The 12396-nt window shown below is 73.4% G+C and carries 12 protein-coding genes; 2 read left to right on the forward strand and 10 right to left on the reverse strand.

Annotated features, from left to right (window positions below):
• The 6 genes from I4I78_RS22430 to I4I78_RS22455 form a co-directional block, all read right to left on the reverse strand.
• The coding region (locus I4I78_RS22430; protein WP_218613449.1) for an ABC transporter permease at positions 1 to 929 on the reverse strand (929 nt) is incomplete at its 3' end.
• Positions 930 to 997: 68 nt separating this feature from the next.
• Entirely contained in the window at positions 998 to 2563 is a 1566-nt protein-coding gene (locus I4I78_RS22435; RefSeq protein ID WP_218613440.1) for an ABC transporter substrate-binding protein, read from the reverse strand.
• Between the two features lie 55 nt (positions 2564 to 2618).
• On the reverse strand, positions 2619 to 3095 hold the full coding sequence (locus I4I78_RS22440; RefSeq protein ID WP_218613441.1) for a thioesterase family protein: 477 nt from the start codon (positions 3093 to 3095) through the stop codon (positions 2619 to 2621).
• On the reverse strand, positions 3088 to 4068 hold the full coding sequence (locus I4I78_RS22445; protein ID WP_308252292.1) for a 3-hydroxyacyl-CoA dehydrogenase NAD-binding domain-containing protein: 981 nt from the start codon (positions 4066 to 4068) through the stop codon (positions 3088 to 3090). The genes I4I78_RS22440 and I4I78_RS22445 overlap by 8 nt, the downstream gene beginning before the upstream one ends.
• The gene (locus I4I78_RS22450; RefSeq protein WP_218613442.1) at positions 4061 to 4954 is read right to left on the reverse strand and encodes a 3-keto-5-aminohexanoate cleavage protein; all 894 of its coding nucleotides are present in this window, start codon (positions 4952 to 4954) and stop codon (positions 4061 to 4063) included. The genes I4I78_RS22445 and I4I78_RS22450 overlap by 8 nt, the downstream gene beginning before the upstream one ends.
• The gene (locus tag I4I78_RS22455; protein ID WP_308252293.1) at positions 4951 to 5871 is read right to left on the reverse strand and encodes a TetR family transcriptional regulator C-terminal domain-containing protein; all 921 of its coding nucleotides are present in this window, start codon (positions 5869 to 5871) and stop codon (positions 4951 to 4953) included. The genes I4I78_RS22450 and I4I78_RS22455 overlap by 4 nt, the downstream gene beginning before the upstream one ends.
• 207 nt (positions 5872 to 6078) lie before the next feature.
• On the opposite strand from I4I78_RS22455, the gene I4I78_RS22460 reads away from it, so the two are divergent.
• The gene (locus tag I4I78_RS22460) at positions 6079 to 7557 is read left to right on the forward strand and encodes a mannitol dehydrogenase family protein (protein WP_218613443.1); all 1479 of its coding nucleotides are present in this window, start codon (positions 6079 to 6081) and stop codon (positions 7555 to 7557) included.
• A 26-nt stretch (positions 7558 to 7583) separates the two neighbouring features.
• On the opposite strand, the gene I4I78_RS22465 is transcribed toward I4I78_RS22460, so the two are convergent.
• The 3 genes from I4I78_RS22465 to pgm form a co-directional block, all read right to left on the reverse strand.
• The gene (locus tag I4I78_RS22465; protein ID WP_218613444.1) at positions 7584 to 8222 is read right to left on the reverse strand and encodes a TetR/AcrR family transcriptional regulator; all 639 of its coding nucleotides are present in this window, start codon (positions 8220 to 8222) and stop codon (positions 7584 to 7586) included.
• 186 nt (positions 8223 to 8408) lie between these two features.
• Entirely contained in the window at positions 8409 to 9155 is a 747-nt protein-coding gene (gene ppgK, locus I4I78_RS22470; RefSeq protein WP_218613445.1) for a polyphosphate--glucose phosphotransferase, read from the reverse strand.
• 29 nt (positions 9156 to 9184) lie between these two features.
• A complete protein-coding gene (gene pgm, locus I4I78_RS22475) occupies positions 9185 to 10834 on the reverse strand; it encodes a phosphoglucomutase (alpha-D-glucose-1,6-bisphosphate-dependent) (protein WP_218613446.1) in 1650 nt (549 codons plus the stop codon).
• Positions 10835 to 10998: 164 nt separating this feature from the next.
• Here pgm and I4I78_RS22480 point away from each other — a divergent pair, with 164 nt between their 5' ends.
• On the forward strand, positions 10999 to 11883 hold the full coding sequence (locus tag I4I78_RS22480; protein ID WP_218613447.1) for an ABC transporter substrate-binding protein: 885 nt from the start codon (positions 10999 to 11001) through the stop codon (positions 11881 to 11883).
• Positions 11884 to 11947: 64 nt separating this feature from the next.
• Here I4I78_RS22480 and I4I78_RS22485 read toward each other — a convergent pair.
• Positions 11948 to 12396 (reverse strand): AbrB family transcriptional regulator (locus tag I4I78_RS22485; protein WP_218613448.1); only part of this gene is annotated, 449 nt, incomplete at its 5' end.

Raw genomic sequence — 12396 nt, forward strand, 5'->3', positions numbered from 1 at the left:
GGGTCGGCGACGATGCCGACCAGGTCCGCGGCCAGGTTCACCAGGACGTAGAACCCGGCGATGATCAGGGTGATGGCCTGCACGACCTGGACGTCGCGGGTCGCCACGGCGTCGATCAGGGCCTGCCCGATGCCGGGGTAGCGGAACAGGAACTCCACCACCACGACGCCGCCGGCCAGCCACGCCAGCTGCATGGCCAGCACCTGGGCGATCGGGCCGACGGTGTGCGGGACGGCGTGGCGCAGCACCACGGTGCGTTCGGGCAGGCCCTTGAGCCGGGCCATCTCCACGAAGCCGCCGTCGAGGGCCTCGGACAGCGTGGTCCGGGTCATCCGGATCACGTAGGGGATCACCACCAGGGCCAGCGTCAGCACCGGCAGCACCAGCTGGCCGGGCTGGGTCCAGACCGGCTCACCGGGGCGGGACAGCGTCACCGAGGGCAGCAGCCGGAACACCGAGGTGGACAGCAGCACCACCAGCAGCACGCCGATCACGAACTCCGGCAGCGCCGCCAGCACCAGGCTGACCCCGGACACCGCCGAGTCGCCGGGACGCCCGCGGCGCACCGCCGAGTAGGTGCCCAGCGCCAGCGCCACCGGCGTACTGATCACGGCGGTGAGCAGCAACAGGAGGCCGGACGAGACGAGCTTGCCGGCCAGCAGCTCCGACACCGGGCCCTGGGTGGCCGCGGAGAAGCCCAGGTCGCCGGTGAGCACGCCGCCCAGCCAGTCGAAATAGCGCGCCCAGACCGGCTGGTCCAGCCCGAGCCGCTCCGACAGCGCCGCGACCCGCTCCGGGGTCGCCTGCTGACCCAGGATGGCCCGCGCCGGGTCGCCGGGCAGCAGCAGCGTGGCCACGAAGACCAGCACCGACACGATCCACAGCACGACCACGCTCACGACGAGCCGGCGCAGCACCATCCGCACCAGCAACGACGGGCCGCGCCGGGGCGGTCCGCCCGGCGCGGTGGCCTGCTCGGGTTCGGTCACGGACGTACTCACTGGCCCACCCACGCCTTCCGGAACTCGTAGCCGGACAGGGACAGGCCCGTCCGGTTGGGCACCAGGCCACCGACGTAGCTCTGGGTCGCGTCGACCCGGTCCGGGAACGACCAGATCAGGTAGCCGCCGCGCTCGTACTCGATCCGCTGCGCCTGCGCGACCATCGCCGTGCGCCGGCCCGGGTCCATCTCGGCCCGGGCCCGCCGGATCAGCGCCACGTACTCCGGGTCCGTCCAGTGCGTCTCGTTGAACGGGGCCTCGGGCATCGAGCTGGACGCGGCCTGGGGGAGGTAGTTGCGGGTGTTCCAGAACGACTGGGCGAACTCCCAGCTCAGGTACTGGTCGGAGAAGAACGTGGAGGTGTCGACCCGGCGCAGCCCGATCTCCACCCCGGCGTCGCGGGCCTGGGTGGCGAAGACCTGCGCGGCCTCCACCGTCCCGGCCTGGATCGGCGAGGTCACCAGCTCCACCGACAGCCGCGGCTTCCCGGCCGCGGCGAGCAGGTCGCGGGCGCGGCCCAGGTCCTGCTCCCGGTTCGGGACCGAGCGCAGGTAGGCCGGGTCGAACCGGGAGTAGAGGTCGTTGGCGGTGGCCCCCTGCCCGCTGAGCACCTGGTTGACCATCTCCGCGCGGCCGGCGATCAGGCGCAGTGCCTGGCGCACCCGCACGTCGTCGAACGGTGCGACGTCGACCCGCATCGTGAACGGCAGCCAGGACGCGGTCGGCGAGGTCAGCACGCGGACCGAGTCGTAGGCCGCCATCACCCCGGTCAGGGCGAGCGGGACCTGGTCGATCGCGTCCACCTGCGCGGAGAGCAGCGCGTTGACCCGGGCGTCGTCCTCCGCGAAGTTGATCAGCTCCAGGCGGTCCACGTACGGCTCGTCCGGGCGCCAGTAGTAGTCGTTGCGCAGGAACACGCTCTGCTGGCCGACGGTGAACGAGTCGAACCGGAACGCTCCGGTGCCGATCGGGCGCTCGACGTCGAAGTCGGCCGGCACGATGCCGGAGGTGTACTCGGCGACGTACTGGTCGAAGATCGGCGACGGCTCGCTCAGGCTGAACCGCACCTGCCGGTCCCCGACGACCGTCACGTCGCGGACCGTGGTCAGGCTGGACGCTCCGGACTTCGGGTCGTCCGGGTCGAGGATCCGGCGGAACGTGGCGACCACGTCGTCCGGGGTCACCGGGCGGCCGTCGTGGAACCGGATGCCGCGCCGGATCGTCGCGATCCAGGCACGGCCCCCGTCGGTCGGGGTCACCGACTCGGCTACGGCGGGCTTGATCGTGTAGTTCTGGTCCCAGTGCAGCAGCGGCTCGTAGAGGCTGAGCGTGCGCGCGATGTCCGGGTTGGTGGCCGGGATGTGCGGGTCGAGGGTGTCCGAGCTGCCGCCGCCGGTCACACCGACGCGCAGCACACCGCCCCGGCGGGGCGCACCGGCCTCGCGGGCTGCGGCGCCGGTGCCGCAACCGGCCAGCAGGACCGCTCCGGACAGGCCGGCGAGGGTGCCGAGCATCCTGCGCCGGCTCAGTACCCGCGGAGCGGGATGGGGCTGGCTGTTCATCGTCTTCTCCCTGGCTGGGCGCCGCGGCTGCGATGCTGCGGCGGATGAGGGGTGGTCAGCTCGGTTGCCGGCGCACCACCGATCGGATCGCCCGTCCGGCCTCGTCGGGGACCGGCCCCGTCAGGTCGTCCAGTGCCGCCCCGACCGCCTCCGGGAACGGCGTCGCCCCGTCGGGGCCGACGTGCATGGTCATCAGCTCCTCGGTCGCGCGCACCCGGCCGTCGACGTGCAGCTCGTGCCAGAGCCGGGCCCGCTTGACGTCGCGTTCGAGCACCCGGCTGCGGACCTCGAGCACCGCGTCCGGCCCCACCTCGCGCAGGTAGCGGACGTGCGCCTCGAGCGTGTAGAGCGAGCAGCCGCTCTCGGCGCGGTAGCCCGGCCCCATCCCGACCCGGTCCATCAGCGCGGTCGTGGCGTCGCCGAAGACCAGCACGTAGTAGGGCTCGGACAGGTGCCCGTTGTAGTCGATCCACTCCGGGCGCACGGTGTCCCGGTGGACCAGCTCCGCGGCCGGCCGGGTCGTCTCAGGCACCGCCGGCCTCCCGCGCCGCGGCGACCGCGCGGGTCACCGCGATGATCGCCCGGTCCCGCTCGGCGACGAGGGTGGCGATGTCGCGACCGCCTGCCGAGGCGTTCGCGCCGGCCACCATGTCGTCGCGCAGGCGCCCGGTCAGCTCGGGGGCCTCCAGCCGGGTCCAGGGCGACTTCAGCGACGGCCCGAAATGGTCGAGCATGTGCCCCATCCCGCCCTCGCCGCCTGCCAGGTGGAACGTCAGGCACGGCCCGTGCACCGGCCAGCGCAGCCCCGGGCCGTCGGTGATCGACAGGTCGATCTGCTCGACGGTGGCCTCGCCCTCGGCGACCATGTGCAGCGCCTCGCGCCAGATCGCCTCCTGCAGCCGGTTGGCGATGAACCCGGGCAGCTCGCGGTCCATCTCGATCACCGACTTGCCGATGTGGCGGTAGAACGCCGCCGCCCGCGACACCGCCCACGGCGCCGTCGCCTCGCCGCCGACGACCTCGACCAGCGGGATCAGGTACGGCGGGTTGAACGGGTGCCCGACGACGAGCCGGGAGGGGTCGGTCGCCGCGGTCGCCATGTCCGACATCGGGTAGCCCGAGGTCGACGACGCGACGACGACGTCGTCTCCGGTGGCCTCGGCCAGCTCGGCGAGCAGCCTGCGCTTGAGGTCCAGGTCCTCCGGCGCGCTCTCCTGCACGAAGCCGGCGCCGTCGACCGCGTCGGCGAGGGTGGGCGCCATCGTCAGCGCGTCCGGGTCGGCGCCGGGGGACAGGCCCAGCTCGGTCAGTGCCGGCCAGGCCGCGTCGATCGTGCGGCGCAGCTTGTCCCCGGCGTCCGGTGCCGGGTCCCAGGCCCGGACCCGGTAGCCGCGGGCCAGGAAGTAGGCGACCCACCCGCCGCCGATCACGCCGGCGCCGATGCAGGCCACGGTGTCGATGCCACCGACCGCGGGGTCGATGCCGGGGGAGACGGGCTCAGACACCGGCGCGCTCCTTGAGTCCCAGGATCTGGCGGGCGCGGTCCGGGCCGGCGATCTCCGCGCCGAGCCCGCGCACGACCTCCACCGCCCGCTCGACGAGCTGGGCGTTGGTCGCCTTGACCCCACGGGAGAGGTAGAGGTTGTCCTCGAGCCCGACCCGCACGTGCCCGCCGAGCAGCGCCGACTGAGCCACCCACGCCATCTGGTCGCGTCCGATCGCGAACGAGGCGAACTGCGATCCCGCGGGCAGCATGTTGACCATCGCGGTCAGCAGGCCGGTGTCGACCGGGGCGCCGTACGGGATGCCCATGCACAGCTGGAACAGCGGCGGGGCATCGATCAGGCCCTCGTCCACCATCTTCGAGGCGAACCAGAGCTGCCCGGTGTCGAAGATCTCCAGCTCCGGCTTCACACCGAGCTCCTGCACCCGGCGCGCGCCGACGCGGAGCATGTCCGGGGTGGAGATGTAGAGCTGGCTGCCCTCGCCGAAGTTCAGCGAGCCGCAGTCCAGGGTGCAGATGTCGGGCAGCAGCTCCTCCACGTGCGGGAGCCGTTCCAGGGCGTTGACCAGGTCGGTGCCGTCGATCGGCTTGAGCGGGTCGTCCGCGTCGATCACCAGGTCGCCGCCCATGCCGGCGGTCAGGTTCAGCACCACGTCCACGCCGGCGTCGCGGATCCGGGTCACCGTCTCGCGGTAGAGCGCCACCGCGCGGGAGGGCTGACCGGTCTCGACGTCGCGCACGTGGATGTGCACGACGGCGGCCCCGGCCTGCGCGGCGGCGATCGCGTCGGCGGCGATCGCGGCCGGGGTGACCGGCACGTGCGGGCTCCTGCCCACCGTGTCCCCGGCCCCCGTCACCGCGCAGGTGATGATCACGTCACGGTTCATGCGTGCTCCGTCTTCTCGTCGTCGGATGTCGGTGGGTGTGTGACTCCGGGGCGCAGCACGCTCCGGTCGATGAACTCGCGCAGGGTGGCGCGCATGCCGTCGGGCGTGGCCCCGGGCGTACCGGCCATCACCTGGATGCCGAGGCCGTCGATCAGGGCGGTGAGTGCCCGGGTGAGGACCTCCGCGTCCGGGACGAACACGCCGGCCAGCGCGCCGTGCTCCAGCGTCATCGCGACGCTGCGGTACCAGCGGTCGTAGGCGTCCCAGTACAGCGAGCGTCGCGACGGGTCGACCGCCGACTCGGCCCACACCTGGATCCAGATCGACCACTCCTGGCGCAGGAGCGTGCTCGTCGGCAGCTGCAGGTCGATCAGACGCAGCAGCCGCTCGTGCGGGTCGGTGACGTCGCCGAGCTCGGCGACCTGCCGGTCGAACGCGAGCTTGACGTTGTGCCGCAGCGCCTCGTCGAGCAGGGCCGAGCGGCTCGGGAAGTGGTAGTGGATCGTCGCGGTGCTCGTGCCGCACGCGCGGGCGACGTCGGCGGTGCGCACCTGGTGGTAGCCGTTCTCGGCGATCAGCTCCCAGGCCGCGTCCAGGATCCGCCGCCGCGCCCTGGTCCCGCGGGTCTCGCGCGCGGCGCTCTCGGTGCGTGCCTGCCCGCCCGGCACGGCCGTGTGCGTGCGGGCGTCGTCGCGTCCGTGCAGCAGCCAGTTCACGGTCACGCCGGTGCGGTCGGCGATCGCGACCAGCTCGGCGGCGGTGAACCGGCGACGCCCGGCCAGCGCCTTGGACAGCTTCGTCTCGGCGAGCCCGATGTCGGAGGCGAACTGGCGCTGCGTGCCCTGCCCGGCCGCGACCAGGCCCCGGACCCGGGCCGTCACCTGAGCGTCGGCGACGGGGGTCTCGGGTGCGGGCACGAGGTGGATCGTAGGGACTGGATTGCGGCAATCGCAAGTCGTGAGCGCAAGTCAAGCGTCGTTGTTGCAGTACACGGCGTTGCGTCAGCGTGTTCTCTACTGGATGTTCAGTCAGGATTGCGATCCGGCGTCGAGTCGGGACATCGTCGTCCGGTGAGCGCTAGGGTCGGCGTCGAACGCACGCGAGGTTCGACGAGGTGGGGAACGATGCAGTCGCTGGACTCCGGGACGGTCTGGACCGAAGGGGCCGAGGGCGTCGACGTGCCCGGCTACGACCGGAGCGGCATCACGACCGGCATCGTGCACTTCGGGGTCGGTGGGTTCCACCGAGCGCACCTGGCCATGTACGTCGACGCGTTGCTCACGGCAGGTCAGGCCCGGGACTGGGGCATCTGCGGCGTCGGCGTGCTCGAGGGCGACCGCACGATGGCGACGGTCCTGCGGGACCAGGACGGGCTCTACACGCTCGTGCGCAAGGAGGCCGACGGCTCGCTCGCCCCGCGCGTGATCGGCTCCCTGACCGAGTACCTGTTCGCCCCGGACGACCCGGAGAAGGTGATCGAGAAGATCGCCGACCCGGCCACCCGGATCGTCTCCCTGACGATCACCGAGGGCGGCTACGCGATCGACCAGGTGACCGGCGAGTTCGACCCGGAGGACCCGGGCATCCGCGCCGACCTCGAGCCCGGCGCCACCCCGTCGACGGTGTTCGGCCTGGTCGTGGCGGCGCTGGCCCGTCGACGGGAGCGGGGGACCGGCCCGTTGACGATCATGTCCTGCGACAACATGCAGGGCAACGGCGACACCGCGCGGCGGGTGTTCACCGGCTTCGCCGCCCTGCAGGACGGGGACCTCGGCGCCTGGGTCGCCGAGAACGTCACGTTCCCGAACTCGATGGTCGACCGCATCACCCCGGCCACCGCCGACGGCGACCGCGACGCCCTGGCCGAGCGTTTCGGCCTGCGCGACCGCTGGCCGGTGGTGTGCGAGCCGTTCACCCAGTGGGTCCTGGAGGACCACTTCGCCGCCGGGCGTCCGCCGTTCGAGGAGGCGGGCGTCCAGGTCGTCGACGACGTCGTGCCCTACGAGCTGATGAAGCTGCGCCTGCTCAACGCGACCCACCAGGCGCTGGGCTACCTCGGCTACCTGGCCGGGTTCCGCTACGTGCACGAGGTCGCGCAGGACCCGACGTTCGCCCGCTTCCTGCGCGACTACATGGACGTCGAGGCGACCCCGACGCTGCGCCCGGTGCCCGGCATCGACCTCGACGAGTACAAGTCGACGCTGATCGAGCGGTTCGCCAACCCCGGCGTCGCGGACACCCTCAAGCGGATCAACTTCGGCAGCTCCGACCGGATCTCGCTGTTCCTGCTGCCGGTGGTGCGCCAGCAGCTCGCCGACGGCGGCCCGATCGACCGCGCGGCGACCGTCGTCGCCGGCTGGGCCCGCTACGCGGAGGGCACCGACGAGCAGGGGGAGGCGATCGAGCAGCAGGACCGCCTCGCCGAGCAGATGACCGCGCTGGCGCAGCGCCAGCGCGAGGAGCCGCTGGCGTTCCTGGGCGCGACGTCGGTGTTCGGCAACCTCGCCTCCGACGAGCGCTTCGCCGCGGCCTACACCCGGGCGCTGGACTCGCTGCACCGCGACGGTGCCCGGGCGACCGTCACCTCCCTCGTCGACGGCTGAACGCGCCCGGCTCGGCCCGGTGTGGCTCAGCCCGGTGCGGCTCGGTCCGGCGCGGGTCCGAACAGAGCCCGGGTGTGCTCGAGCACCCGGCGGAACACCGTCCGGGAGTCGGGCCCGGCGGGGTCGGCCAGCCAGGTCGTGACCGTCACCCGCAGCGCGGCCATCGCGACCGAGGCCGCGGTGCGGGCCGCCAGGTCGTCCACCGGGCGCCCGGCCCGCTCCGCCAGCGCCCGGACGAGGGTGTCCTCGACCGTCCACTCCACCGAGGCCATCCGCGGTGCGAGCTCGGGGTAGGCGCGCAGCAGCTCGATCTGCTCGTGCCAGAGCGGGTTCGTGGTCAGGGCCGCGACCAGCCCCTCGACGACGGTCAGCACGGCCGTCGCCGGGTCCTCCCCGGCCGGGCGGTCGCGCACCGCGGCGGTCAGCGCGGCCACCATGTCCTCGTCCCAGTCGAAGAGGACGGCGTCCTTGCCGGGGTAGTAGTTGAAGAACGTGCGGGCCGAGACCTCGGCGTCGTCGCACACCTCCTGCAGGGTGAAACCGTCCGGGCCCTGCGCGCGGGCGCGGGCCAGCGCGGCCGAGCGCAAGGCCTGCCGGGTGCGGGCCTTCTTGCGCGCGCGCAGCCCTGCCTGCCCGTCCGTGTCCCGCTGCGCCTGTCCGGGCACCGGCTCCACCTCCCGCACCGTCCCGCCGTCGGCCCGTACTGCCCGGCCCCACGATCTTGCAGAAACTGCAGGATAGCCCCGGGACGCCCCGCTCGCGCTCCGCCCGTCGTGACGCGCGCGCGGCCGCAGGCGCGTGACGACGGGCAGCGCGCGGCAGCACATCCGGCGCGCGGTCGGGAGGCGATGTCAGTCGTCGTGGGCCAGCAGCGCCGCGCCGATGATCCCGGCCTCGTTGAGCAGGTGCGCGGGGACGATCTCCGTGCGGATGTCGACGAACGGTGACCAGCGGTCGAACTTCTTGCTGACCCCGCCGCCGACGACGATCAGGTCCGGCCAGACGAGGTTCTCCACCGCCCGGAAGTAGCGGGTCAGCCGCCCGCCCCAGTCCTCCCAGGACAGCTCCTCGCGTTCCCGGGCGGAGTCCGCGGCCCGGGACTCGGCGTCGTGGCCGTCGACCTCGATGTGGCCGAGCTCGGTGTTCGGCACGAGCCTGCCGTGCGTGATCAGCGCGGACCCGATCCCCGTGCCCAGCGTCGCGAGCAGCACGACGCCCTTGTTCCCGGCGGCGGCGCCGAACTCGACCTCGGCGACACCGGCGGCGTCCGCGTCGTTGACCACGAGGGCCGTGCGGCCGGTCGCGGACTCGAGGATGCCGCGTGCGTCTGCGCCGATCCAGGACGGGTCGACGTTGGCCGCGGTCCGGGTCCTCCCGTGCTGGACGACGGCCGGGAACGTGCACCCGAACTCGCCGGACCAGTCGAAGTGGTCGAGGATCTCGCCGACCACCTTCGCGACTGCCTCCGGCGTCGAGGGCTTCGGCGTGTCGATCCGCATCCGTTCGTCGGCGAGCTTGCCCTTGTGCAGGTCCACCGGGGCGCCCTTGATCCCGGACCCGCCGATGTCGATGCCGAACCCGAGGTGCTTCCTGCTCACGTGCGTGCCTCTCTACCGTTCACGGATGCTCAGGCCGACCCGAGGGCGCCGGCCACGACGTCGCGGGCCTCGTCCTGGATCCGGGCCAGGTGCTCCGGGGACCGGAAGCTCTCGGCGTAGACCTTGTAGACGTCCTCGGTGCCGGACGGGCGTGCGGCGAACCAGCCGCTGTCGGTCTCGACCTTGAGCCCGCCGATCGGGGCGTCGTTGCCCGGCGCGCGGGTCAGCTTCGCGGTGATCTTCTCTCCGGCCAGCTCGGTCGCGGTGACGGCGTCGGCGTCGAGCTTGCCCAGGCGGGCCTTGTCCTCGCGGGAGCAGGGCACGTCGGTCCGGGCGTAGGACGGGTCACCGAAGCGCCCGGTGAGCTCGCCGTAGTGCTCGGTCGGGGTCCGCCCGGTCACCGCGGTGATCTCCGAGGCGAGCAGGGCCATGATCAGCCCGTCCTTGTCGGTGGACCAGGGTGTGCCGTCGTGGCGCAGGAACGAGGCCCCGGCGCTCTCCTCGCCGCCGAACGCGATCTCCCCGGAGCGCAGGCCGGGCACGAACCACTTGAACCCGACCGGGACCTCGACCAGCGTGCGGCCCAGATCCTTGGCCACGCGGTCGATCATCGACGAGCTGACCGCGGTCTTGCCGATCGCGGCGCCGCCGGGCCAGCCCGGGCGGTGCGCGTAGAGGTGGCCGATCGCGACGGCGAGGAAGTGGTTCGGGTTCATCAGCCCGCCGTCGGCGGTGACGATGCCGTGCCGGTCGGCGTCGGCGTCGTTACCGGTGGCGATGGTGAACTCGGAACCCTGCTCCATCCGCGAGACCAGCGACGCCATCGCGTACGGCGACGAGCAGTCCATCCGGATCTTGCCGTCCCGGTCCAGCGTCATGAACCCGAACGCCGGGTCGGTGTCCGGGTTGACCACGGTCAGGTCGAGGCCGTACCGGTCGGCGATCTCGCCCCAGTAGGCCACCGACGCCCCGCCGAGCGGGTCCGCGCCGATCGTCACGCCGGCGTCGCGGATCGCGTCCATGTCCAGGACCTGGCCGAGCTCGGAGACGTAGGCGTCGAGGAAGTCGTAGCGCCCGACGTCGGCGCTCACCGCCTCGAACGAGCGCCGGCGCACCCCGTGCAGCTCCGCTTCGAGCAGCTCGTTGGCGCGGTCGGCGATCCAGGACGTCGCGTCGGTGCCGGCCGGGCCGCCGTCCGGCGGGTTGTACTTGAAGCCGCCGTCGGCGGGCGGGTTGTGCGAGGGGGTCACGACGACGCCGTCGGCCAGGCCCGAGGTCCGGTCGCGGTTGGTGACCAGGATGGCGTGCGACACCGCCGGGGTGGGGGTGAACCCGTCCCGGGCGTCGACGAGCACCTGGACGCCGTTCGCGGCGAACACCTCGGTCGCGGTGCGCCAGGCCGGCTCGGACAGCGCGTGCGAGTCGCGGCCCAGGTAGAGCGGGCCGTCGGTGCCCTGGGCCTCGCGGTACTCGCAGATCGCCTGGCTGGTCGCGGCGATGTGGTCGTCGTTGAACGAGCTGTTCAGCGCGGACCCGCGGTGCCCGGACGTGCCGAACGAGACCCGCTGCTCGTCGATGGCGGGGTCGGGGTGCAGGTCGGCGTAGGCCGCGAGCAACGCCGGCACGTCGACCAGGTCCTCGGGCCTCGCACGCGTTCCGGCGCGGTCGTGCACGGACATCGATGTCTCCTCCCCACGAGCGGCGCCACCTCCCCGCGGCTCCGGCGGGCGGAGCGACGGCGGAACGGGCCGCAGCGACCACCTTGCCGTATCGGGTGCGCGCCAGCACCGCCACCCGGTGCGTTCTCACCGGCGGGGCTACCCGCGGCGCTAGCCTGGCACGCATGCGGATCGCCTCCCTGCTGCCCGCCGCCACCGAGATCGTCGGCGCGCTGGGCCTGGAGGACCGCCTGGCCGCCGTCACGTTCGAGTGCGACCACCCGGCCGGGATCCGGGACCGCTGCCCGGTCGTCGTGGAGACCGCGCTGCCGCACGGGATGGCGCCGTCCGAGATCGACGCCGTCGTCCGGGACCGCGTCGCGCGGGGCCTGCCGATGTACTCCCTCGACCGGGACACCCTGGCCGCCGCCGCCCCGGACCTGATCCTCACCCAGGACCTGTGCCGGGTCTGCGCGCTGCCGGAGGCGACCGTGGCGCAGGCGCAGGCCGCGATCGGCACCGACGCCCGGGTGCTCTCCCTGGACCCGCACACCCTCGACGAGGTGTTCGCCGCGATCGCCTCGGTCGGTGCCGCCGCGGGCACCCCGCCCGCCGCCGACGCGCTCCTGGCCGGTCTGCACGCCCGTCTCGACGCGGTCGCCGCGGCCGTCGCCGGGCTCCCGGTGCCGCGGGTGCTGGCGCTGGAGTGGACCGACCCGCCGTTCCTGCCCGGGCACTGGGTCCCCGAGCTGGTCTCGCGGGCCGGGGGCGAGGCCGTCGGTGCGATACCGGGCGGGCGCAGCGTCGGCGTCGAGTGGTCGCAGATGCCCGGGCCGTTCGACGTCGTGCTCGTCGCGCCCTGCGGGTTCGGGCTCGACGACGCGATCGCGCAGGCGCAGGCGGTGCGCGGGCACCTGCCGGCCGGGGTGCCGGTGGTGGCACTGGACTCGGCGTCGTTCGTGGTGCGCGCCGGGCCGCGCCTGGTCGACGGCGTCGAGGCCATCGCCTGGGCCCTGCATCCCGGCGCCGTCCCCGAACCCCCGCCCGGCCGCGTCGCGCGCCTGCCCTGAGCGTGCGCCTGCGGCGCCCGTGCGCGGAAACCGTCGCCGGAGCGGCGATATCCGCGCACGACCCTCAGGCCGCGGTGGTGAACCTGCGGCCGACGAGCCGGGCCAGGTAGGGGGCGACGATCAGCATCAGGATCACCCGCAGGACCTGCACGGCGACCACCGACGTCACGTCGGCGCCGGAGGAGATCGCGGTGGCCAGCACCGCGTAGATCCCGCCCGGGGTGGTGGCCAGGTAGCCCTCGAGCAGCGTCATCCCGGTCGCCCAGGACAGCAGCAGCCCGAGGCCCGCGCAGAGCGCGACGACGCCGAGGATCAGCCCGGTCGCCAGCGGCAGCACCCGCACGACGGTGCCGAGCGCCTCGCGGGTGAAGCGCAGGCCCGCCTGCCAGCCGATCACCGCGTAGGCCACGTCGACCAGCAGGGACGGCACCGACGCGTCGAACGAGAGCCCGGACAGGCTCAGTGCCAGCGCGATCACCATCGGCCCGAGCAGCGACCCCGCCGGCACCCTCG

Origin of the sequence: Pseudonocardia sp. KRD291, from assembly GCF_019263595.1 — a bacterium.
In the GTDB taxonomy this organism is placed as follows: Bacteria; Actinomycetota; Actinomycetes; order Mycobacteriales; family Pseudonocardiaceae; genus Pseudonocardia.

Bases quoted from the DNA above. Each gene is read 5' to 3' on its own strand.
- I4I78_RS22435 (WP_218613440.1), bottom strand. From the start codon at position 2,563: ATGAACAGCCAGCCCCATCCCGCTCCGCGGGTACTGAGCCGGCGCAGG.
- pgm (WP_218613446.1), bottom strand. From the start codon at position 10,834: ATGTCCGTGCACGACCGCGCCGGAACGCGTGCGAGGCCCGAGGACCTG.
- I4I78_RS22480 (WP_218613447.1), top strand. From the start codon at position 10,999: ATGCGGATCGCCTCCCTGCTGCCCGCCGCCACCGAGATCGTCGGCGCG.
- I4I78_RS22460 (WP_218613443.1), top strand. From the start codon at position 6,079: ATGCAGTCGCTGGACTCCGGGACGGTCTGGACCGAAGGGGCCGAGGGC.
- I4I78_RS22450 (WP_218613442.1), bottom strand. From the start codon at position 4,954: ATGAACCGTGACGTGATCATCACCTGCGCGGTGACGGGGGCCGGGGAC.